General features: G+C 48.3%; 17 protein-coding genes and 1 pseudogene. 14 read left to right on the top strand and 4 right to left on the bottom strand.

Annotated features, from left to right (window positions below; all coding sequences use genetic code 11):
* Positions 1–185: 185 nt before the first annotated feature.
* The 3 genes from NG833_RS25990 to NG833_RS25995 are packed head-to-tail and all read right to left on the bottom strand — an operon-like array spanning position 186 to position 1,181.
* Complete coding sequence (locus NG833_RS25990) at positions 186–593, bottom strand: ribonuclease HI family protein (protein WP_254568176.1); 408 nt, start codon at positions 591–593, stop codon at positions 186–188.
* A 14-nt stretch (positions 594–607) separates the two neighbouring features.
* Positions 608–730 (bottom strand): hypothetical protein, encoded by a 123-nt coding sequence (locus tag NG833_RS30635; RefSeq protein ID WP_256556164.1) that lies wholly within the window; start codon positions 728–730, stop codon positions 608–610.
* A complete protein-coding gene (locus NG833_RS25995) occupies positions 717–1,181 on the bottom strand; it encodes a hypothetical protein (protein ID WP_254568177.1) in 465 nt (154 codons plus the stop codon). The genes NG833_RS30635 and NG833_RS25995 overlap by 14 nt, the downstream gene beginning before the upstream one ends.
* Positions 1,182–1,484: 303 nt before the next feature.
* Here NG833_RS25995 and NG833_RS26000 point away from each other — a divergent pair, with 303 nt between their 5' ends.
* From NG833_RS26000 to NG833_RS26015, 4 genes are all read left to right on the top strand, one after another.
* Positions 1,485–2,135 carry an HAD family phosphatase gene (locus NG833_RS26000; RefSeq protein WP_254568178.1) on the top strand — a complete coding sequence of 217 codons (651 nt, stop codon included), beginning with the start codon at positions 1,485–1,487 and terminating at the stop codon, positions 2,133–2,135.
* Between the two features lie 254 nt (positions 2,136–2,389).
* A complete protein-coding gene (gene treZ, locus NG833_RS26005) occupies positions 2,390–4,225 on the top strand; it encodes a malto-oligosyltrehalose trehalohydrolase (protein ID WP_254568179.1) in 1,836 nt (611 codons plus the stop codon).
* Positions 4,226–4,375: 150 nt separating this feature from the next.
* A complete protein-coding gene (treY, locus tag NG833_RS26010) occupies positions 4,376–7,171 on the top strand; it encodes a malto-oligosyltrehalose synthase (RefSeq protein WP_254568180.1) in 2,796 nt (931 codons plus the stop codon).
* Positions 7,172–7,450: 279 nt separating this feature from the next.
* The gene (locus NG833_RS26015; RefSeq protein ID WP_254568181.1) at positions 7,451–9,019 is read left to right on the top strand and encodes a trehalase family glycosidase; all 1,569 of its coding nucleotides are present in this window, start codon (positions 7,451–7,453) and stop codon (positions 9,017–9,019) included.
* A gap of 222 nt (positions 9,020–9,241) precedes the next feature.
* Here the strand turns inward: NG833_RS26015 and NG833_RS26020 are convergent, their stop codons facing one another.
* Entirely contained in the window at positions 9,242–9,586 is a 345-nt protein-coding gene (locus NG833_RS26020; protein WP_254568182.1) for a DUF4342 domain-containing protein, read from the bottom strand.
* Positions 9,587–10,362: 776 nt separating this feature from the next.
* On the opposite strand from NG833_RS26020, the gene NG833_RS26025 reads away from it, so the two are divergent.
* The 10 genes and pseudogenes from NG833_RS26025 to NG833_RS26065 all read left to right on the top strand — a co-directional run bounded on the left by NG833_RS26025 (position 10,363) and on the right by NG833_RS26065 (position 23,940).
* The gene (locus NG833_RS26025; RefSeq protein WP_254568183.1) at positions 10,363–11,238 is read left to right on the top strand and encodes a hypothetical protein; all 876 of its coding nucleotides are present in this window, start codon (positions 10,363–10,365) and stop codon (positions 11,236–11,238) included.
* Between the two features lie 319 nt (positions 11,239–11,557).
* Positions 11,558–14,035, top strand: a complete 2,478-nt coding sequence (locus tag NG833_RS26030; RefSeq protein WP_254568184.1) for a helix-hairpin-helix domain-containing protein — start codon at positions 11,558–11,560, stop codon at positions 14,033–14,035.
* Between the two features lie 658 nt (positions 14,036–14,693).
* Positions 14,694–16,229 (top strand): annotated as a pseudogene (locus NG833_RS26035) (ferredoxin--nitrite reductase); the annotation flags it as partial.
* Positions 16,230–16,271: 42 nt separating this feature from the next.
* Positions 16,272–16,574 carry a 2Fe-2S iron-sulfur cluster-binding protein gene (locus tag NG833_RS31080; RefSeq protein ID WP_375293958.1) on the top strand — a complete coding sequence of 101 codons (303 nt, stop codon included), beginning with the start codon at positions 16,272–16,274 and terminating at the stop codon, positions 16,572–16,574.
* An 83-nt stretch (positions 16,575–16,657) separates the two neighbouring features.
* Positions 16,658–17,338 carry a hypothetical protein gene (locus NG833_RS26040; RefSeq protein ID WP_254568186.1) on the top strand — a complete coding sequence of 227 codons (681 nt, stop codon included), beginning with the start codon at positions 16,658–16,660 and terminating at the stop codon, positions 17,336–17,338.
* 271 nt (positions 17,339–17,609) lie between these two features.
* A complete protein-coding gene (locus NG833_RS26045) occupies positions 17,610–18,569 on the top strand; it encodes a hypothetical protein (protein WP_254568187.1) in 960 nt (319 codons plus the stop codon).
* 356 nt (positions 18,570–18,925) lie between these two features.
* Positions 18,926–20,458: an MFS transporter gene (locus tag NG833_RS26050; RefSeq protein WP_254568188.1), complete on the top strand. Its 1,533-nt coding sequence runs from the start codon at positions 18,926–18,928 to the stop codon at positions 20,456–20,458.
* Positions 20,459–20,763: 305 nt separating this feature from the next.
* Complete coding sequence (locus NG833_RS26055; RefSeq protein ID WP_254568189.1) at positions 20,764–23,001, top strand: molybdopterin oxidoreductase family protein; 2,238 nt, start codon at positions 20,764–20,766, stop codon at positions 22,999–23,001.
* A gap of 298 nt (positions 23,002–23,299) precedes the next feature.
* Positions 23,300–23,533 carry a hypothetical protein gene (locus NG833_RS26060; protein ID WP_254568190.1) on the top strand — a complete coding sequence of 78 codons (234 nt, stop codon included), beginning with the start codon at positions 23,300–23,302 and terminating at the stop codon, positions 23,531–23,533.
* Positions 23,530–23,940, top strand: coding sequence for a PIN domain-containing protein (locus NG833_RS26065; protein ID WP_254568191.1), 411 nt, complete (start codon positions 23,530–23,532; stop codon positions 23,938–23,940). The genes NG833_RS26060 and NG833_RS26065 overlap by 4 nt, the downstream gene beginning before the upstream one ends.
* Positions 23,941–24,378: the final 438 nt, after the last annotated feature.

A 24,378-nucleotide genomic window follows, 5' to 3' on the forward strand; every position in this document is an offset into this window, starting at 1 on the left:
GCTTGGTTTTTATTGGGAAATCAACAGCTATGTGGGAAGAAACGACTGAAGTCGTTACTACGAACATCAGAAACGGCTTGGTTTTTATTGGGAAATCAACAGCTATGTGGGGAGAAACGACTGAAGTCGTTACTACGAACGTTAGAAACGACTTAGTTTTTATTGGGAAATCAAAAGCTATGAGGTTAAGGCGTGTATTCGTCTATGGCTCGATTGGCTTCAGCATCAGCTAGGGCGTTGTCCGCTCTGCGGACGTGCTCGGGGGGTGCGTAGCTTTCAAATAGATTGAGGAGGGATTTTACTTGGTCATAGAGGGGTTTTAATTCGGGTTTTTTGACGCGGTATTGGCCGAGGAGTTGTTTGACCATGAGTTCACTATCGGCGCGGAGTTGGACGCGGGTTGCTCCCATTTCTAGGGCAGTTTCTAGGCCGAGAATGGCGGCTTGATATTCCGCTTGGTTGTTGGTGGTTTCGCCTAAGTATTTACAGACTTTGTTCAGGATATTTCCCTGTTCATCTAGGAGGACTGCACCGGCTCCAGCAGGGCCGGGGTTACGGCGAGAGGCTCCGTCGGAATAGATTGTGATATACATGAAAAATGACTCCTTTAGGGGTGAATAGGTATTGTACTGCAAAATGGCGGGGCGATCGCAATGATTCGATCGTGATTTGATGCAGAATCAGATGGAGAGGTGGAGATGCGATCGCCGGATGGGTTAGGGATATTCAACAATTAAGGGTCCATGAGGCAGCAAGCGGCGATCGGCATGGGCTTTTTTATTGAGGGTATGGAAAGAGGCAATGGGAATCTGTTCACTCACCGGCAATTCACTGAGGTTTTCCACTTCCCAAAATACGGCCCAAGTGCTTTTATCTAGTTGCGCTGAATCGGGGCGAAATCGCTTTTCTCCAGGATATCGACCGCGACGGGAGGGCAGGTGACCTTGATAGATGCCATGCCACGCGACGGACATTAGAAGGGGTTTATCGGAGTCAGGATGGGAGGGGTAGATAAACACTTCTACCGCTTGATCTTTTCTGATTTCATCGGCTTCCCGAAACAGTTCCCAGGCATCACTTCCGAAGACAACTTTCCCCTCGCGATCGCAAGTTTCCTTGCCGGAAATTAAGTGGGGTTCGGGAACGGGGGCCAGAATTGCAAAGGCTTTAGAGATGGTCATTTAATTTAACATCCTTAGATTTTCAGACTCAAAGGTTACCGGGTTGTCGTCACCGAGTTTTTGTTTTTTGAGAAGCATCTCAATTTTGCCTAAAAACCAGTCGGACTTCTCCTCCCTGCCCCCCTCCCCTAGTAGGGGAGGGGGGAATAAATCTCTTTCTACCCCTTCCCTTGAAGGGAAGGGGGCTGGGGGGTTAGGTCTCTTGAACAAATGGAGATGCTCCCGTTTTTCGGATTCCTCAGATGGGTATTCAAAGGACTGAATTTTCGGCTAATCTCAGTTTACTGGCTTTCTGGAGAAACAATGATATCTGCATTACTTTTTGATTTAGATGGAACCCTGTGCAACACTGACCCCACTCACTTTCAAACTTGGGTGGAACTGTTGCGAGACTATGGGATGGAGATTGATGAAGCCTTTTATCAATCCCGGATTACCGGACGGATGAATGAGGCAATTATTCAAGATTTGTTACCCCAACTTTCACCGTCCGAGGGGAAGCAGCTTGCGGATGAAAAGGAAGCGCGTTTCCGCAAACTCGCCTTAAAACTAGAGCGATTGGCGGGGGTGTCCAATATTTTAGCTTGGTCTGAGGAACGGGAATTATTGCGATCGCTCGTCACGAATGCTCCCCCGAAAAATGTAGAATTCATGTTACAAGTGTTGGGATTAACCGAGATGTTTGAGTCGGTAATCTTAGCAGAAAATTTACCTGCTGGCAAGCCCGATCCCCTCCCTTATCGAATGGCATTGGAAAAATTAGGGATTTCGGCATCGGAGGCAGTCGCCTTTGAAGATTCTCCCTCGGGGATTCGGTCAGCGGTGGGGGCCGGTATTTATACCATTGGCATTGCCTCGACTCAATCGCCGCAGCATCTCAAAGATTTGGGGGCGTCAATGGCAGTTTCTGATTTCACTGACCCGGAACTGTGGAAGTTACTGGAGACGATTTAGAGGCCCTTCTCTTCCCTTCTGGGTAGGGGTTGAATTGCATTGTTTTATCGGTCAAAAGCAATGCAATTGTTTCCTCTGATACCATTTAGCCGCTCGCTTCTGAATGCGATGGTATTGTAAACGAATTTATCTTTTAAATCTTCTCTCTTCAGAAAGATGCTGCGTTGACCTGTTTGCAGCAATAATAAGGATTGAGTTAATTTGAGACTTTAAGGGTCTATTCCCACTCTATTCAGTAGGTTCTATTAAAACGTATGACGGTTACACTAGGTTCTAATTATTTGGGGAACGATCGCTGTGAGTTTACGGTTTGGGCACCCACGCTTAAAAAGGTAGCGGTGGTGATTGCTGCCGAGGATCAACAACGGGCGATCGCGATGGAACGGCAGACGGAAGGATACTGGAAGGCAACTGCCGAGGGGATTCCACCGGGGACTCGATATTTTTATCGGTTAGACGGGAACCTGATCAGACCCGACCCCGCAGCTCATTTGCAACCGGATGGGGTGCATGGGGCCTCAGGGGTGGTGGACCCGAAAGCATTTTCCTGGAGCGATCGCAGTTGGTGTAACCTTCCCCTGTCCGAGTATATCATCTATGAACTGCACGTTGGTACATTTACCCCCGAGGGAACATTTGAGGCGATTATTCCCCGTCTTGGGGTCTTAAAAGATTTGGGAATTACCGCCATTGAAATTATGCCCGTCGCCCAATTTCCTGGCGATCGTAACTGGGGATATGATGGGGTGTTTCCTTTTGCTGTCCAAAACTCTTATGGAGGACCGGATAAATTAAAACAATTGGTAGATGCCTGTCATCAACAAGGCATTGCCGTCATCATGGATGTGGTTTATAACCACCTCGGTCCTGAAGGCAATTATTTAGCAGATTTTGGTCCCTATTTTACCAACAAATATCGCGCAATTTGGGGAGAAGCGCTGAATTTTGATGAAGAATACAGCGATGGAGTTCGGAATTTTTTCATTGCAAATGCCATCTATTGGCTGCGAGAATATCACATTGATGCCTTACGTTTAGATGCGATTCAAGCCATTTTTGAAATGGGAGCGCGGCCCTTTTTACAGGAACTTTCCGATGCGGTGGCGGACTTATCTGAGCAGGAAGGACGAAAATTTTATATCACAGCGGAAAGCGATTTAAACGATGTTCGGGTGCTGCGTCCCAAAGAATTGGGAGGCTATGGACTCGATTCCCAATGGTGTGATGATTTCCATCACGTTCTGCATACCTTGTTGACGGGAGAGAATGACCGATATTATCAAGATTTTGGTCAGATTCAACAGTTGGTTAAATCTTTTAAAGAGGGGTTCGTTTATGATGGACAATATGCCCCCCATCGCAAGCGCCGACATGGAAATTCCGCCAAAGACCAACCGGCTCATCAATTCATTGTTTTTTCTCAAAACCATGACCAAACTGGCAACCGCATTGGGGGCGATCGGCTCTCTCATTTAATTTCCTTTGATGGACTCAAACTAGCAGCAGCCACCGTTTTACTTTCTCCCTTTTTGCCCTTCTTATTCATGGGAGAAGAGTACGGAGAAACCGCTTCATTTTTGTATTTCGTCAGTCACTCCGACCCGGACCTCATTGAAGCCATTCGCCAAGACAAAGAAAAAGAATTTACCCAGGGTTTGGAATCAGGAAAATTCAATAATCCTCAAGATGTTAATACCTTTGAACAATGCAAACTTAATTGGGAAAACCATCAAAAGGGTCAACATCAGATCCTCTGGAACTTTTACCGCCGGTTAATTGAACTGCGTCGCACCGTTCCCGCCCTGAAAAAGCTCAGTAAAGAAAGCCTAGACTGTAGCTGCCTGGAAGCCGAAAATTTCCTGTGGATACGGCGATGGGCTGACAATAGTCAAGTCTTCTATGTGATTAATTTCAGCACCAAACCTGTCAAATTTGAACCGAATATTCCCGAGGGAAATTGGCAGAAAATCTTAGACTCCTCGGAAGAAAGTTGGAAAGGTCCAGGTTCGTCTTTACCGCAAGTGATTCAACCCCAAACATCTATCTCAATTCCTCCGTTAACCGTTGCAGTTTATCAAATTTCTGGATAAAAACACCCCCCTGCCTCGTTCCCAGGCTCTGCCTGGGAATGCGAAATCGGAGGCTCTGCCTCCTACTCTACTCAAGCCTACTCAATACAAAATAGCTTGACGTTAGAAAAACCCGGCAACCCGTTCATTTACACTTAAATTCGGTCAAACATGAAAATTCCTCAAGCAACCTACCGCATTCAATTTAACGCTAACTTCCAGTTTGCAGATGCCGAAAAAATAGTTGAATATCTAGCAGATTTAGGCATTTCTGATATTTACGCTTCCCCAATTTTTAAAGCCCGTCAAGGCAGTACCCACGGGTATGATGTGGTAGACCCCAATCAACTCAATCCCGAACTGGGAGATCCAGAAGCCTTTGAGTCTTTGATGGAAAAAGTCCAAGGAAAAAACCTGGGATGGGTGCAGGATATTGTTCCGAACCATACCGCTTATGATAGCGAAAATTCCATGCTGATGGATGTCCTAGAAAATGGGTCAGCATCGGATTATTTTGACTATTTTGATATTGCCTGGAATGCGCCTTATGGGGATATTAGTGAAGGGGTTCTCGCTCCTTTGTTGGGGAATTTTTATCAAGAATGTTTGGAAAATGGCGAAATTCAGCTTCAATATGATGCCACCGGGTTAACCGTCCAATATTATAACCTAAAACTACCCATCCGCATCGAGTCTTATGTGTCTTTTTTGACCCATAATTTAGGACAACTGCGAAGAACCTTGGGGCGAAATCATCCGGAGTTTATCAAACTGTTGGGAATTCTTTACTTGTTAAAAAGTATTCCCGCAGAAACGAAGGGCCGAGAACGGTATGATCAACTCACCTTTGTTAAAGGGTTGTTATGGGAGTTGTATGACCAAAATCCCGATATTTGCCAATTTATCCAGGATAACTTAAAGGAATTTAATGGCACACCGGGAATACCTGAAAGCTTTAATTTACTGGAAGAGTTACTGCGCGAACAAGTGTATCGCCTCACGTTTTGGAAAGTGGGGGCGGAAGAAATTAACTATCGGCGATTTTTTACGGTGAATGAACTGATTTCCGTGCGGGTGGAAACCCTGCGGGTGTTTCATGATACCCATGATTTAATTGCCAAATTGGTTAAAGAGGGAAAATTTACCGGGGTGCGGATCGATCATATTGATGGACTCTATGACCCTCAGCAATATTTAGAACGATTGCGAGAAAAATTAGGGGATATCTATATTACGGTGGAGAAAATCCTGGAAATGGCCGAAATCATGCCCGCAAATTGGCCCATTCAGGGAACCAGTGGCTATGATTTTATGAATCGGCTGAATGGGTTATTTTGCAATGGGAATAATCAAGACCGATTTAGTGAAATTTATGGGAAGTTCACGGGGTTAAATCACGGTTACAAAGACTTATTTTTTGAGAAAAAGCATCTGATTGCCGATCGCAATATGGCAGGAGATGCGGACAATCTGGCTCATTTGTTAAAATCCATTGCCAATCAATCCCGGGAGGGCCGAGATTTTACCTTGTATTCCCTGAAACGAGCGCTGGTGGAGGTGCTGGTGGCGTTCCCGGTGTATCGCACCTATATTAATGGGGAGGGGGTCAGCAGTCGCGATCGCCATTATATCAAAGCGGTGATTGCTCAAGCGAAACAGCTTCTGCCCTTGCAAGGAAAAGAGCTTGATTTTATTGAAAAATTAATGTTGCTGGAAAATGCCGATTATTTAACGGAAGAAGAACGAGAACAACGTCTCTATTCCGTGATGCGGATTCAGCAGTGGACCGGACCCTTGATGGCAAAAGGGATTGAGGATACCCTGTTTTACGTTTACAATCGGCTAGTTTCTCTCAATGAAGTCGGTGGCGATCCGGCCCAATTCGGCCTAACTTTAAACGAATTCCATGAGTTTAATACTCAACAAAAAGACACTTGGATTCATAAAATGAATGCCACCTCAACCCATGATACCAAGCGGGGAGAAGATGTCCGCGCCCGCATTAATGTCCTGTCAGAAATTCCGGATGAGTGGGAACAGCAAATCACGTCCTGGCGGAAACTTAATCAAGGACATAAAACCAAACTGCCGGATAAACTTGTCCCCACTACCAATGATGAATATTTCTTTTATCAAACCCTGTTGGGAGCATTTCCCTTTGCCGAAAGCGAGTATTCTGAATTTATTCAGCGGGTTAAAGATTGCTCGATAAAATCCGTGCGAGAGGCGAAAGTTCACACGGCTTGGTTGCGCCCCGATACGGCTTATGAGGAGGGATTTATGGCGTTTATCGATGGGGTGATGCAACGGTCCCCTGAGAATCAATTTTTCCAAAAATTCCAGCCATTCCAACAAAAAATCGCTTCTTATGGGGTTTATAATTCTTTAGCTCAAGTGCTGCTGAAACTGACGACTCCCGGAGTGCCAGATTTTTATCAGGGAACGGAATTGTGGGATTTAAGTTTAGTTGACCCGGATAATCGCCGTCCCGTGAATTTTGAACACCGGATCGCAGCTTTAAGGGAGATTCGCACCCAAGCATCGGAGAATATTTTAGCTTTGATGAAGGAGTTGCTGGCTCATCCAGAATCGGGAAAGATTAAACTGTTTACGATCGCCCGAATTTTAGAGGCGAGATCCCAGGCGAGCAAACTATTTCAAACGGGAGATTACCAACCGTTGACAGGTGCGGGAAAATTTAGCGAAAATGTGGTGGGATTTGCCCGATCGCAGGGGAATCAAGTGGCGATCGCAGTCGCACCCCGTTTTCTGACTCATCTGATCCAACCAGGCACTCTCCCCCTGGGAGAAGTTTGGCAAGACACCCATTTAAAACTGCCTTCGGGACTGCCTTCCCTGTGGCAAGATGCCATTTCTGGACAACCCATTCAAACCGATGGCACTTTGTCAATTGCCCAAACTTTAACCCATTTCCCCATTGCCCTATTAATCAGTCAAACACCCTAATCATTGCCGACCCTCGATGAAATGAACTCAGGTAAAACCGCCTTTAGGCGGATTGATATAGCCTGTACCCTAGTTAGGAGGTACATTTAAGGAGTGCGAGCATCTTGCACGAAAAGGATAATAGCGAGCATCTTGCTCGCACTCCTTAAATAAAGTCGGAAAAGAGCGTCGCATTCCGACAGTTTTTTTACAGGAACGCTACAATGGAAGAAGGGGCGATACCTGAGATGGAGTCGCCTTCTTTTTTTCCTGTTAATTTAACATCAATTGGTGATAACCATGTTAGCCGATGTTTTTCAACCCAACGAATTTCCCAGTCCTGAACGCATTGCCGCCATGGGAGGATATATCAAGAAAACCTGGAAAACCCTCCATCGTTCTCATGCTCATATTTTAGAAGCGGCTAAAGATGAAAAAATCGGCCATACCGATGACCAACGCTGGCCAATTTATATTTCTGCAATGGAGGATAAAGCCCGGGTAGAAGCCGAATTTAAAACGGTTTTAAGCCGAGAAGAATTCAAGCAAATAGAAATTCTGAGTTTGCCTTCAGAAATGGACCAAATTACCGAACATGGGTTGCTGTATCTTCCCGGGGATTATGTGGTTCCCGGGGGTCGGTTTAATGAAATGTATGGATGGGATAGTTATTTTATTGTTCTGGGATTGTTACAGGATGGGGAGATAGAATTAGCCAAAAGTCAAGTGAATCAGTTAATTTATCAAATTGACCATTATGGAACGATTTTAAATGCGAATCGGAGTTATTTGTTGTCCCGATCGCAACCGCCGTTTTTAACGCCGATGATTTTGGCGGTGTATGAGCATACCCAGGATAAAGACTGGTTGCGATCGCTCTTAGGCGCGGTAGAAAGTCATTACTATTATTGGATTGTCCCCCCCCACTTAAATCAATCCACGGGACTTTCTCGCTATTGTGCCTTAGGAGAAGGACCCGCTCCAGAAGTGCTGGTGTCAGAAACCGATGAATTAGGGCGAACTCACTACGATCGCATCCGAGAATATTATCGGAGATTTGAAGTGATGGCGTATGATGTGAGCTTGTATTACGACAAGGAAACCGATACGCTGACTGACTTGTTTTATAAAGGCGATCGCTCCATGAGAGAATCAGGATTTGACCCCTCGAACCGTTTTGGACCTTTTAATATCGATATTATTCATTACGCGCCAGTTTGTTTGAACGCCTTGCTGTATCGAATGGAGCAAGATATTGCCAAAATCCTGAACATTTTAGGCAATCCAAAATTGGCAGAATCATGGGATGAACGCGCTCAAACCCGCCATCAATTAATCGATAAATTCCTGTGGGATGAACCCTCCGGTTTGTACTTAGATTATAACTTCCGAACCAACGAACGCCGCCTCTATGAATTTGCCACCACTTTTTATCCCTTGTGGGTTGGACTCGCCTCAGAAAAACAAGCGCAACGAGTGGTAGAAAACTTGGAGTTATTTGAGGCCCCCGGAGGATTGCTCACCAGTGCTCATGTCACGGGGAATCAATGGGATGCGCCCTTTGGTTGGGCACCTTTAACCTTAATTGCGGTGGAAGGATTGTATCGCTATGGGTATCGCACTGAAGGCGATCGTATTGGGGGCAAATTCATTAATTTAGTCACCCAAGAATTTGAAAAAACCGGCACTCTTTTAGAAAAATATGACGTCCTCTCCTGTTCGTCAGAAGTTTCCAACGAAATTATCTTTGGGTACAATACCAATGAAATTGGATTTGGTTGGACCAATGGCTCAGTTTTGGAACTGTTAGCCCAAGCGAAGGAAAGTTTAAAAAAATACCCCTTCCCGGGTGCAATTAATCGAATCTAACCCAGGGAAGGAGTCTCATATTTTTGCCCGGACTTCCCGGGTGAATCTTTGAGGAAGTAACCCGGTTAAAAGGGGAAATTTATCAATTTCCCCTGGCTGTTTAAGTCAGATGATGCAGAAGTCTTCAGTCAATGGGGCATCCCGTAAACCGATTACACAATTTAAAAAGGCTACCTTAAAAAAAGGGAGGTTGGGGAATTTTTTATGAATTTTACAAGCTGTCTAATCTTCTTTTTTCTCAACCACTAAGGTGAGACGCGCGACCATTGCGCCAATTGCCCCAACCGCTGCAACGACGGGAAATAATGCCACCCCAATGGTTCCCCCAACGACCCCAACGGTGAGGGGAATTTCGATTAGGGTGTGACCCTCTTCATTTTTAATGACAATCCGTCGGGCATTTCCTTGTTGAATCAGTTCTCTAACTTTTTTGGTCAGGTCGTCTCCATTCAGTTTAAACTCTTCAACCCGAACATTTGAATTAGTTTGCACTTCCGGGTCAATGGGGATGACAGGTTCTTGTAACGGAGTTCCGATGGGATCTTCTGGACGAATGGGTTCAGTCATGATAACCAGTCCTGTAAATGGAAGTATGCTTATAGTTTATCAAATGGTTGTAGGGATGAGTGGCGATCGCCCCAGCAGAAGTGCTCCCCTGGAGGGTACAACTGGGGGAAGCGGTATCTTTTTTGTCTCCAGAGGGAGTTGAGTCGAGTTCCCCGGTGACGGGACCGGGGGATTCCGAAGGAGGGAGGAGAGGGTTCAGAACTTGATCAATGGAGACTTGAGCCTATTTTCGCTACAATCATCACAGCAGAACTCAACAGAGGATGGGAGGGATAAGCGAGGAGAATTGATGCAAAAGGAAGACGGGTTGCCTGGGGTAGCACTTTTGACAACCGGGTGAGGGACAAGGGAGGATTTGAAAACCTCTCCCTGGCATTCTCGGGCGTTAGTACAGTAATGAGTACAGTAGAGGGTAGAAACTACGTTTCTTGACCGCATCTCTACTTGCATTGCTACCATGAGGATGGAAAATCAGGTTTCTTGTCCCCTTGATTTAATCTTGATCTAAGACTCGACTGACGCCCTCCTGTTCAAAGGCGATCGCCATCAATGAGGGGTCAAACCCTCTATCCCGGAAAGGGCAAAACTCTCAGAATTCATTCGGGAGAAACCTTCTACTTGATGCGGAGTAACGGATTGATTTTAAATCTGGATTTAAACTTTTTTAAAAGCATTTTTATTTAGGTAAATTAATCACTTTAAATGGGTATCATTCTATGTCGAAAAGGGAGCATCTACTCATCCAATTTAGGCAACTAACCAAACCGTATCATTGGTTGGAAATAACCGAAGTTCTGTTATTAGTGGGTTCGGTTGCCGGGACAGTGGCAGCGGCGATCGCCAAACAGGCTGCATACGCTGCTGCCCCAGTCACCCTTGCCCTTTGGCTGAATTTTCTGAATCAGAAACGTCGGGAGGGGCTCAACCAAGAGAAAATCCCCTCAGTGATTTCTGAAATCGAGCTAAAATTGTCAGAATTAGACCAACAGTTAAAAACCCTGCCCGAACCCGTTACTATTAATTTATCCGAAGTGAATGAAGAACTTTCAAAATTGAATAAATCGGTGACAATGATTGAGGGCAAAGCAGCGTTCATGACCTCTAAAGTTTATGATAATTTAACTTTAAAAATAGAAGCTCTGCACAAACAAATTGCTGAATTTACCGAACCTTTTGATTTAACCCGATTTGAAGCCAAAATTGCCTCATTGAATGTAGCCGTCCAATTTTTAGCCCAACGCCCAATTGTTGATTTGCAAGAGTTTGAGAAACTGCATCGTCAAATTTTGCAAGTCGAAGCCGATCGCCGAGAGGTCCTCTCTCCTTACCTTCAGCAATTGGAAGGGGAAATTCAAAAGTTACAACAAACAGATCTGATTCTCTCCCGGAAGGTGGATACCCTGACTCAAAAGTTTAATGCTCGACCGGAAATGGCCCAACTGTCTAAATTAAGCCGCATCGTCGCCCGATTGAGCGATAGTTTAAACCAAATGCAACAGACAGAAGCGATCGCCTCCCTCTATGAAGACATGGACGGACTCTCCCACGAGATCAACCAGTTAAAGCAACAGTTGAAACCCCAACCCGAACTCACCCCAGTTCAGGAACTGCCCCAAACTCAGAAGAATGATTCGTTCGGAATGGATCGCTAGGGGGATCATCCTGGATTCAACCCCACAGACCCTTCTCCCCCGCCTGTATCCCCGGTGAGCGCTTCCGGGATGAAGCACCCCTCCCAACTGAATCGCTACTTATCCCCCCTGCAATTTCTTGGGTTTAAGCGGCCAGGTTGGTGGCAAAATAGAAGAGGCGTCTATTTTTATTATTTTTGGGACTTAGAAACCACCCAGTTTTCAATTAAAATAGTTTGTTCTATGCCAGACTTAATAGTTTAGCGTCGATCCCCGATCACCCGAGGATGATCCTCAATGTTAACCAATTAAAGAAAAGGATTAGAGGAGGTAAAAAGAAGTGACGACCGATAGTACCACAAAAGAAGTCCGAGCGCAGATCGAAGCCATAAAAATTAAAGTTGAACGCAACGGCCATTTGACCCCGCTCGCCCAGATTGCTCCCATCGAGGTAGAGGGTACTAAAATTGAGTACGCCACCTTCCTCGGCAGCGATCGCTTCGCCGAGTTCAACCCCCAAATCGGCGATACCCTCCTCCTGTGTCATGGCGGAACCGACAAAATGGCGGAAGTGGTGGGGATCGTTGCAGAAGAACGGTCTTCCAGCAGTCCACCCTTTAAAATGCCCAGCCACTGCCCAGAATGCGGATCCCCCGTCATCCGGACCGCCGATGATGAAATTAGCTGCATTAACTCCTCCTGCGCTCCCATTCTTCCCTACAGCCTGCTCAATTGGGCCAGTCGAGAAGCAATGGAAATTAGCGGATTGGGAGAAAAACTGGCACACCAACTGATCGAACATGGCCTGGTTAAATCCGTGGCCGACTTGTACGAACTCAACGCTGACCAACTGATCACCCTGGAACGGATGGGGAAAAAATCCGCGAAAAACCTGCTCAAGGCGATCGCCAAATCCAAATCCCTCCCCTGGTCCAGAGTCCTCGCCAGTTTGGGCATCCGCCAGGTCGGTCGCGCCACCGCCCAACTGCTCACCCAACAGTTTGCCACCGTCGGAGACCTCGCCAAAGCTGAAGTCGCCGAACTAGAGGCCATTGAGCGCATCAGTCCCGAAACCGCCCAGTCTGTCTATTCCTGGTTCCGGATTCAGGCCAATCAAACCTTAATTGAGCGCTTATCCGCCGCCGGGTTGCAACTCCCTTCCGTGGCATTACCGGAGATCCTCGATGTCCCCGTCGCCCCAGAAACCGCGACCCAGGAGGTCCAACCCACCCCTGCACCCCTCGACAAAGAACCCGTTGCCATGCCTGCTGCTTCTACCTCAGAAACCGCCTCTGATGTCCAGTCCCAATTGGATGCCACTGCTCAACAATTACAAACCGCCACTGAACGCAACGCTCAATTACAATCAGAATTAGAGCAAGCCACTCAGGATTCGGGTCAATTGCAGTCGCAGTTAGACGAGATTCGGACCCACCTCGAACGGGCCGAACAACAAACGGCGCAACTCCAATCAGAACTAGCGGAAACTCGGCAGCAGTTAACCCAGGCGAATCAATCTGAATCTCTGGAATCGGAACTGGCTCAAAAGAGCACCCAACTCACCCAAGCTGAGGAGCAAACGGCTCAATTAAATGCTCAATTACAGGAAATTCAGTCCGCGTTAGAAGCCTCTACTCGCCAAACTGAAGAACTCCAAACTGAGTTAGAGCAATCGCGTCAACATTCCGGGGAATTAGACTCTCAACTGACTCAGCTACGCACGGAGTTAGAGCAATCGCGTCAACATTCCGGGGAATTAGACTCTCAACTGACTCAGCTACGCACGGAGTTAGAGCAATCCCAACAACATTCAGGGGAATTAGACTCTCAACTGAATCAGCTACGCACGGAGTTATCTCAATCCCAACAACATTCCGGGGAACTCGACTCTCAACTGAATCAGCTACGCACGGAGTTAGAGCAATCGCGTCAACATTCAGGGGAACTCGACTCTCAACTGAATCAGCTACGCACGGAGTTAGAGCAATCGCGTCAACATTCAGGGGAACTCGACTCTCAACTGACTCAAGTGCAAACCGAGTTAACGCGATCGCATCAACATTCCGGGGAATTAGAATCCCAACTGAATCAGGTGCGAACTGAGTTAGAGCAATCGCGTCAACATTCAGGGGAACTCGACTCTCAACTGAACCAGGTGCGATCGCACTTAGCGCAAGTGCAACAGCATTCAGGGGAACTGGATTCTCAACTGCATCAGGTGCGAACCGAGTTAACCCAATCGCAACAGCATTCAGGGGAATTAGACTCTCAACTGAATCAGGCGCGAACTGAATTAGATCGCTTGCAACAAGAGCGATCGCAACTTCAATCCCACCTAGAGGAACGGGGGGAAAGAGTGCAACAACTGGAAGGGGAGAAACAGGACTTGCAACAGCAACTCTCTGAAACCCGGACCCAGTTACTGGGAGTGGAAGAGATGCGATCGCACCTGCAAACCGAACTCGCTCAAATCAAGGCAGAAAACGAGCGAGCCCAACAACAGCGATCGGACTTACAGACTCAACTTGCCAAATCCCAGGCAGCACAGTCCCAACTCCAGGGGGAGTTATCAGAAACCCAAGACAAATTACAGCGCGTCTTGCAGGATCAATCCCACGGCCAATCCCAAGTCACCCAAGCCAACCGCGAGCGATCGGAGGTCCTATCACAATTGGAAGCTGCCAACCAACAGCGATCGCAGCTAGAATCCCAACTCGCCCTCATGCGATCGCAAACTCCCCTATTAAAAGCAGGAGTCGTTCTAGCGTTCCTCTTCGGTTCCCTAATTGCCTGGTTCTCAGCCTTAGCCATTTACTAACATTCTATCCTTCACCAGGAGTCTCAGGCTAAATGTATAACCAGGGATGCAGCACTATTGCTACATCCCTGTTTCTTTTTGAGCCACCCCACCCATCGTGATCTTCCTGCTCGTAGTAACGACTTCAGTCGTTATCTTTCTTCGTTCAACGTCCCGACTTCAGTCGTTATCTTTCTTCGTTCAACGTCCCGACTTCAGTCGTTCCTATTTAATACTGTATCCATACTCCAGGCTGGTTACAACGGGTGTAAGAACTCAGTAGTGACGCAACCGGAGAACGACTGAAGTCGTTACTACAAGCAGGAAGATCACGACTGAAGTCGTTACTACGAGCAGGAAGATCACGACTGAAGTCGGGACGTTGAACTGGGACAATGAGCGGGTTGTACGGAAAAATCAGGGTTTCAGCCACTATTGTCCTTGGTCATGTGAAAAGTGCATTGTTAAAATGCGTAAAAATCATACTTAAAAATATTTTGTAACTTTAGATACGCATCACCCTAGTTTATGCGATTAACTTATAGGGAAATCAAGCGCAAATTAGGGGGACAATGAATCAAAATAAAAATAAAGTAATGAATGATACGGATTGGAAGTTTTTAGAAATTGACTAGGTTATTATTTTGATTAACAGGCCACAGATAAAACGAGGTACTCTATGACGTTAGCCACAGAAAAGCCCACAACGAGTTTAAATAAATTTGAGAAGATCAAGGCTGAAAAAGACGGACTTGATGTCAAAAATCAGCTCGAAGATTTTGCTAAAATGGGCTGGGAAGCAATGGATGCGAGCGATCGCGACCATCGGCTGAAATGGCTGGGGGTGTTCTTTCGCCCGGTGACGCCCGGTCAGTTCATGGTGCGGATGCGGATGCCTCATGGCGTCATGAGCAGTCTGCAAATGCGGGTCCTGGCGGAGATAGTCGAGCGATACGGGGACGATGGCAATGCAGATATTACGACTCGGCAAAATCTCCAACTACGGGGCATCAGAATAGAAGATATTCCCGATATTTTTAATCGATTTAAAGCAGCGGGAATGACCTCGGTGCAGTCGGGGATGGATAACGTTAGAAACATTACTGGCTCTCCGGTTTCTGGGATTGACAAACATGAGTTAATTGATACTCAAGAGTTAGTCCAAAAGGTCCAAGATATGATTACCAATACCGGAGAGGGTAATCCAGCATTTACCAACTTACCGAGGAAATTTAACATTGCGATCGGTGGATGTCCTGACAACTCCATTCATGCCGAAATCAATGATATTGCCTTCATTCCGGCTTATAAAAATGGAGAAATTGGCTTTAACGTACTCGTCGGGGGCTTTTTCTCGGCGAAACGGTGTGAAGCGGCGATCCCCCTGAATGTGTGGGTCCCCCCCAATGATGATGTGGTGGAGTTATGCCGTGCTATTTTAGAAATTTACCGAGATAATGGCCCCCGAGCCAATCGCCAGAAATCTCGTTTGATGTGGCTAATCGATGAATGGGGTTTGGAGAAATTCCGGGCCGAAGTCGAGAAAGAAGTCGGAAAACCCCTAGCCGAAGCTGCCGAGAAAGATGAGATTGTTTGGGAAAAACGGGATCATCTGGGAGTTTTCCCCCAGAAACAACCGGGATTAAACTTTGTGGGATTCAATGTTCCCGTGGGTCGGTTGTTTGCCCCGGATATGTTTGAGTTGGCTAGACTGGCGGAAGTCTATGGCAATGGTGAGATGCGGCTAACGGTGGAACAAAATGTCATCATCCCGAATATTCCCGACTCGCGGTTAGAGGCATTGTTGCAAGAACCGATTTTAGAGAAATTTAGTATCGATCCGGCCCCCCTGACGCGATCGCTCGTTTCCTGCACGGGTTCTCAGTTTTGCAACTTCGCCTTAATTGAAACCAAAAATCGCGCTTTAGCCTTAGTTCAAGAACTAGAAGCGGAATTAGAAATCCCCAAAACCGTGCGAATTCACTGGACAGGCTGTCCCAACTCCTGCGGACAACCCCAAGTTGCAGAAATTGGCTTGATGGGAACCAAAACCCGCAAAAATGGCAAAACCGTGGAAGGGGTAGACCTCTACATGGGCGGTAAAGTGGGCAAGGATGCTCACCTGGGTAGCTGTGTTCAAAAAGGCATTCCCTGCGAGGACCTGAAACCCGTATTGCGGCAGTTACTCGTCGAGCAGTTTGAAGCAAAACTGAAACCGGGGATTGCTGAAACGATTGGAGATGCACCTCCGACAGCGGTGGAGTCCCCTGAACCCCCAGTCGCTAAAGCCACTCAACCGGCAGTCGTCACCTTTGTCAAGTCCGGCAAAACCATTGACTGTGACGACTCTGCCCCAATTTTGGAGATTGCTGAACGCGAGGGAATCGAACTCGATAGCAGTTGCCGGGGTGGAACTTGCGGGACTTGCAAGCAAAAACTGATCGGTGGAGAGGTTCGCTATGAGAATGAACCCCAGGCCCTGAGCGAGGGCGATCGCCAGCAAAAATATATTTTGACCTGTAGCGCCCATCCCGTGGGCCCCGTGGAAATAGATGCCTAACCCAGGCACTTGTCAAGAAATTCTGACTTAAACCCATCACGTTCTGTCAATCCGCAACTTTATCTCAACAGGAGTAACGATTAATGTCTTCTCAAGAATTAGCTTCCCAACCCACTAACTCCGTTTCTTCTACCGTTCCGGGAGCCGATGAGACCCCCAAAGCACCCCAGTCCTTGGCCCTGCAACTCGTCTGTGCAGTGGGTGTTCTCGGGTTTGCTGGATATATGTTCAGTAGCTGGCAACAGACCCTAGCCCAGCATAGTCTCGCCCAGCAAGCTCAAGGGTCAACCTCAGTGGTAGAGGAAGCCCCAGCAATGGCTGCTGTGGAGGCTCAAGTGCAACCCTCGGTGACTCAACCGGAAGTGACTGCAACCACTGGGGCGATCGCCCCAGAAGTCGCCCCCACGGTCCCTGCTGCTGTCCCGATGGTCACCGAACCTGCGCCGACCCCAGGGATTACGGATCCGGCAACCTTGACCACCCTGGGTCAAAAACTGTACGAGCAAATTGATGGCAGTTGGAAGAGTTATCCCACCTTCACCAGCAATTTAGTCTATCAAGTCCAGGTGCAACGGGATGGGGCGATCGCCGGGTACGACTCCCTGAATAAACCCGCTCAAGATTACCTCGGGGAAACCCCCCTGCCGGAATTGACCTCGAATAGCGCGACCCTAGCTGAAACTTCAACCCAGCCTCAGGCTAAGTTTCTAGTCTTGCTCATGCCCAGCGGGACCTTAGAAATCAGCCCTTGGGTTGGGAACTAGGACCGAGACGCTGAAAGCCGCATGGGGCGTGAGTGGAGAATTGCAAGGCGGGCTATCCCTCTCCAGTCATCCCGGAACAACCCACGGAAAAGACTAAAGGGTAAATCCAATTGTTCGAGATTGACCGTTTTTCAAACTCGGTTATGCTACTTGTACCATCAAGACAAGGGCAATATTGATTGATAGATTCCAGTCGGAAACTCTATACTTGACTTTCCGAACCCATTTATCAAGAATTGCTCTCTTGGGGCAACTACAATGAGGACTGACTATGAGTTTTAACGAATTTTCTTCCGAACCCAAACGCCATATTCCCACCGATGCCATCATCGTTTTAGGCGCAACCCTTTCAGTTTTTCTCCTCGGGGGCATCCTGCACGTGCTTTCCGCAGGCGCTCGGGTTCAGGAAGAGCCTGTGCCCACGACCATGACGGAAGAATCCGTGGTGGTAGAGAGTGCCACCCCTCGACCCGAGACTGAAACTCAGCTCGAAACCCGGGTAGACGAGACGCAAATCATTACCGAAGCGACTCCCTTGACTGAGGAGCAGCCTGGGGCGGTTCAAACCCCTCCGGCTGAGATGGATAATGAGCCATTTGTGGCGAGTCCTCCTCCGGTGGTGCAACAGCCCCCGGTAGTCACGGAACAGCCTGTTGTTCCCCCGACGACTCCAGCCCCAATGGATCAGCCTCCTGGGGTAACGACTTCCCCCGCGCCAATGGGTGAGACTCCGACTCTGGGTGAAGCCCCAATGGGTGAGGCCCCAATGAACGCAGATCCAATGGGTGAAGCCCCAATGGGTGAAGCCCCAATGAACGCAGATCCAATGGGTGAAGCCCCAATGGGTGAAACCCCAATGGGTGAGACTCCAGGGATGATGGGTGAGGCTGCCGCACCTACCGCACAACCCCAAGCGATCGCCGATCCAGCCGTCATCGAGACTTTGAATCAGAGTCTTTATGAGAAACTGGATACGAACTGGACCACTTATCCGACCTTTACTCAAGATTTAGCCTATCGCGTCCAAATCAACGAACAAGGGGAAATCGTATCTTACGAGCCAGTCGATCCTGTGGCTCAACAATATACCGAAGAGATTCCACTCCCAAACTTGAGTGAGACTCCACCGGCAGGAAGCGCAACCGCGCAACCTCTGGCGAACTTCCGCGTTGTCTTTACCCCCGATGGCAGACTCCAGGTTGATCCCTGGCAAAATGACATTGCCCAGTAATAACAACGCTTAAAGTAATAGGATAATAATGGCTGGTGAACACAACGGTATGTGGGCTATAAATTATATAGTCATCCCTCTTCCCACCGCTCACAAGGTGGGAAGAGGGGAAACGACCAGCCAAGGATCGACAAAAGACTAAACCCCTTCACGAACGGATTTCTGGACAACTGCCCTCGATAGGTAAACCGAGTGAGACTTGAGTGCGATCGCATCACATCTAAACCCTTCCCCAAACACTGCGGCTGATGATGACTAGGCAAGGCGATGGAGAACGCTGAACCTGTTGCGACTAGCCCAGTCAACAAGATTTACAAACATTCAAGAGAAACATACTTCAACCCCGTAGAGGAATCATGCTCACAGAACTCTGGTCATTTCGCGGACGATACCGCATCCTACACTTAACCTGGTTTGCCTTCTTTCTCTCCTTTGTCGTCTGGTTTAACTTCGCCCCCTTTGCCACGGCGGTACAAGAATCATTAGGGTTAGAATCAGGACAACTGAGAACCCTGGCAATTTGTAACGTTGCTCTTACCGTTCCGGCCCGAGTTATTATCGGCATGGTCCTGGATAAATATGGACCCCGCATTACTTATTCTGTATTACTGATTTATGCATCCATTCCCTGTTTGATGTTTGCCTTCGCGCAAAACTTTGGGCAGTTGGTGGTTTCTCGCTTACTCTTATCGATTGTCGGTGCCGGATTCGTAATTGGTATCCGCATGGTGGCTGAGTGGTTCCCCCCGAAAGAAATTGGATTAGCCGAAGGGATTTATGGAGGATGGGGTAACTTTGGTTCTGCTGCTGCTGCCTTTACCCTGCCGACTTTGGGAACCATTGCGGCGATTATGTCCGCAGGTGAGATTAACTGGCGCTTTGCGATCGGTCTCACCGGAGTTTTAGCTGCTATTTACGGAGTCATCTACTTCTTTAATGTCCAAGATACCCCACCGGGTAAAGTGTATCAGCGTCCCGCTCGTCACGGTGGACTCGAAGTAACCAGCCGTCGGGACTTCTGGTTTATGATGGTGATGAATGTTCCCCTCAGTGCGATCCTCGGGTTACTCGCTTGGCGTCTCAATCAAGTCGGGTTTTTAAATAACGCTCAACTCTGGCTCGCTTGGCTGTTCTTAGTGGGATTGTATTCTTTCCAAGCCTATAAGTGCTGGATTGTTAACAAAGAGTTAGTGTTGGGTCAGAAACGTTATCCGGCCAGCGATCGCTATGAATTTTCCCAAGTTGCCCTCTTAGAACTCACTTATGTGGTTAACTTCGGGTCTGAACTGGCTGTGGTGTCCATGCTGCCTGCCTTCTTCGAGAACACCTTTGGACTGACTAAAGTGCTCGCCGGGATGATTGCTGCAAGTTATGCCTTTATGAACTTAGCTGCACGTCCAGGGGGTGGGTTAATTTCTGACACCCTCGGGAGTCGGAAGCTCACAATGGTTGTCCTCACCGGGGGTATGGGAATTGCCTATATGATTATGAGTGGGGTCCAGGGTACCTGGTGGTTACCCCTGGCGATCGTCCTGACCATGATGTGTTCCTTCTTCGTGCAAGCGGGAGAAGGGTCAACCTTCGCAATGGTTCCTCTCATCAAACGCCGCGTCACTGGACAAATTGCCGGAAATGTCGGCGCTTATGGTAACGTCGGTGCAGTCGCTTATCTCACTTTATTTAGCTTTCTCCCCGAGGGTGATGTCGGGAACCAGATCTTTTTCCAAGTGTTAGGCGTCACTGCGATTATCGTCACCTTCCTTTGTGCCTTCTACCTGAAAGAACCCAAAGGCTCTTTCTCTGCCCATCATGAAGGAGAAGAGGTACATCCTGAAACCGCTGTAGGACAAAGCGTCCCCCATTTTGTGGAAGAAGGTCGAGAAGCCTAAACTCCCTGGGAGGGGGGATCGCACCTGGATCGATCGCCCCTCTCCCCCTTTCACTCCAATCATGAGTTACACTTAATCCTGACTAGGGAACTCCCAAAAATAAACAAAACCCGCACCCTAAAGGGTGGGTCTATACGGACGAAGCCCGCCTGCGCGGGCTAGTAGCAATAATTGTAGGGTGGGCAGTGCCCACCTGAATGTAGGTGGGCACTGCCCACCCTACAATGGCTCTCAATGTAGCCAATCCGTCATTCCTGATACTCTAAACTCTAAAAACTTTAACGGTACAAGCTAACTAAACTTTTATGTCTACTCAACCCACCAAAACCCTGTGTCCTTACTGCGGAGTTGGCTGCGGATTAGAAGTTTCCCCTCCGGCACAACCGGGAAAAGCAACCCATCGGGACAGTCAAGGTAAACCGATATGGAAAGTCCAGGGCGATCGCGCTCATCCCTCCTCACAAGGCATGGTTTGCGTCAAAGGGGCCACCATCGCCGAATCCCTCGACAAAGACCGCCTCAAATATCCAATGGTCCGCGCTTCCCTCGACGAACCCTTTCGCCGCGCCACCTGGGAAGAAGCCCTCACCTTAATTGTCGATCGCATTCACACCGTCCAATCCACCCTCGGCAGCGACGGCATCTGTATGTATGGGTCTGGACAATTCCAAACCGAAGACTACTACATCGCCCAAAAACTCATGAAAGGCTGTCTCGGCACCAATAACTTTGATGCCAACTCCCGCCTTTGTATGTCCTCCGCCGTTGCCGGATACATTCAGAGTCTCGGGTCCGATGGTCCTCCCACCTGTTACGACGACCTCGAACAAACCGACTGTGCCTTTCTCATCGGCACCAACGCCGCCGAATGTCATCCCATCGCCTTCAACCGACTCCGCAAGTATCATAAAAAGAATAAAAACGTCAAACTGATCGTCGTCGATCCTCGTCGGACCACCACCGCTGACGCTGCCGACCTCTATTTAGGCATTCGCCCGGGAACCGATATTGACCTCCTCAACGGCATCGCCTACTTACTCATGCAATGGGGACATCTCAATACCGTCTTTATTGATGAATGTACCTCCGCCTTTGCCGACTATGCTGAAGTGATTCGCCACTATCCCCCGCAAATTGTCGCCGAACGCTGTGGCATCCGCATCGATGAACTGGAAACCGCCGCCCGCTACTGGGGCGAATCTGAGCGCGTTTTGTCCCTGTGGTCAATGGGGATGAATCAGTCCTCGGAAGGCACTGCCAAAGTCCGCAGTTTGATTAATCTGCACCTGATGACGGCCCAAATTGGTAAACCCGGTGCCGGTCCGTTTTCTCTCACAGGACAACCCAACGCAATGGGAGGGAGAGAAGCGGGAGGATTAGCGAATCTCCTCCCAGGATATCGCCTGGTCAAAAATCCCGAACATCGCCGGGATATCGAACAATTTTGGGGACTGCCCGAAGGCAGAATCGCCCCAGAAGTCGGTCTGACTGCCTGGGATATGATTACCGGATTAGAAACCGGAAACGTCGGGTTATTGTGGGTGGCAGCAACGAATCCAGCGGTGAGTATGCCGGATATCGAACGGACCAAAGCTGCCTTAAGGCGATCGCCCTTTACGGTATATCAAGATGCCTACTATCCCACGGAAACCGCTGCCTACGCGCACGTTTTGTTACCGGCGGCGCAATGGGGGGAAAAAACTGGGGCGATGACCAATTCTGAACGGGTGGTGACGCTTTGTTCCGCATTTCGGGAACCCCCCGGACAAGCGAAACCGGATTGGGAAATCTTTGCAGAAGTCGGTCGCAGATTAGGATTTGCCGAACAGTTTCCCTTTGAGAATTCGGCCCAAGTCTATGCAGAATTTGTGCAAATTACCCGCGATCGCGTCTGTGATATGACCGGGTTAAGTCACGATCGCCTCGCGGAACAAGGACCGACCCAGTGGCCCTGTCCAGCCGGACAACCCCTCCCGCAAATCAACAAACGCCTCTACACCGACTGGAGATTTCCCACCCCAGACGGACGCGCCCGCTTTGGGGCCTATCATGCCAAAGGACTAGCGGAACCCCCGGACCCCAATTATCCGTTTGTTCTCACAACAGGCCGCCTTTACGGACATTGGCATACCTTAACTCGGACCGGCAGAATCGATAAAATTGTCAAAATGCACCCGAATCCGTTTATCGAGATTCATCCCCGGGATGCCAAGAAATTGGACATCGTGGAGGGAATGAAAATTGAAGTGCGATCGCGCCGAGGCATGGCCCGATTTCCCGCTAAAATTACTCAGGCGATCGCCCCGGGTACAGTCTTCGTCCCCATGCACTGGGGAGCACTGTGGGGGGATCAAACCGAAGCGAATGCTCTCACCCACCCAGAAGCTTGTCCCTCCTCCCTGCAACCGGAATTAAAAGCCTGTGCAGTCCAACTGATTCCTCTCCCAGAAGACAGCACTCTCAGCGAAACCGAAACCATAGAACAAAGTGACTCGATTGCGATCGCCTTCGCCCCGCGATCGGCGATCGCCACCCGCCCCTAATCAAAGAAAGCCAAACTTTCCCCTGTTCGTAGTAATACGGAATCCGGTTGTTAAAGGTCTGTAAAAACCCGCAGGCTGAAGCCTGGAGCTACACGGACGAAGCCCGCCTGCGCGGGCTAAAAGCGAAAACCGACTTTGGAACTTTGGATTGTTCGTAGTAACGACTTCAGTCGTTTCCGGATTGTTCGTAGTAACGACTTCAGTCGTTATCTCCAAGTTCACTAAACCCCACCCTTAACCCCCCAATACTCCTACCAAGTCATGTTAAAATTGAGCCAATGGATTGCGAGGAAAACCAATGGACTGGCAAGAACTCCGGAAAGAAGCCTACAACTTATCCGTCAGCGACAGATTAGCCCTCGTCGAGGCGATCGTCCATTCTGTGAATGATGAAATCAGACCTCGGCCCCCAGTGCCCCCAGGAACCATCACCCGATTACGGGGAATTCTCAAAACCGAAGGACCTCCTCCCACCGATGAAGAAATCGAAGCCATTAAAGAAGAACGGTTGAAGGAGAAATACTTAAAATGAGGGTGTTGCTGAATACTAATATTATTTTAGATTATTTCCTAGAACGCGACCCCTTCATGAATGATGCGGAAGCCTTATTTGCTCAGATTGAAGCCAAGCAGATTGAAGGCTATATGACCGCAACCACCCTAACTGATATTTTTTATATTGTCAGCAAGAGTAAGGGGAATCAATTTGCCAAACAAGTGGTTTCCAAACTGTTGGATGGGTTGCATATCTGCCAAGTCGATCGCCTAATTCTCGAATCCGCCCTAGCTTTAGAGTTGAATGATTTTGAAGATGCGGTGCAAATTGCCTGTGCGATCGCCTCCAATCTGGAGGTGGTCATTTCCCGCGATCGCGATGGATTTGCTCTAGCTCCCATGCCCACTTACTCCCCCCGAGATATCATCGAACAACTGGGGTAATTTAAGAAAAATAGAATGATAAACTGGGCTTATGTCCAAAACTGTTGATACTTTCACTAACATGAAATAACCGAAGTAGCAATGCCCACCCGACAATTACTCCCCAAAACACGATGTAGGGGCGATTCAAAAATCGCCAGAAAAAAAACCATTTTCTCCAAAAACCGATGTAGGGGCGATTCAAAAATCGCCAGAAAAAAACCAACCAATCCTCCCCAAAACACGATGTAGGGGCGATTCGAGAATCGCCAGAAAAAAACCCTATTTTCTCCAAAACACGATGTAGGGGCGATTCAAAAATCGCCAGAAAAAAACCCTATTTTCTCCAAAAACCGATGTAGGAGCGATTCAAAAATCGCCAGAAAAAAACCAACCAATCCTCCCCAAAACACGATGTAGGGGCGATTCGAGAATCGCCAGAAAAAAACCCTATTTTCT

Origin of the sequence: Oscillatoria sp. HE19RPO, from assembly GCF_024220515.1 — a bacterium.
Taxonomy (GTDB): Bacteria; Cyanobacteriota; Cyanobacteriia; order Cyanobacteriales; family Laspinemataceae; genus Laspinema.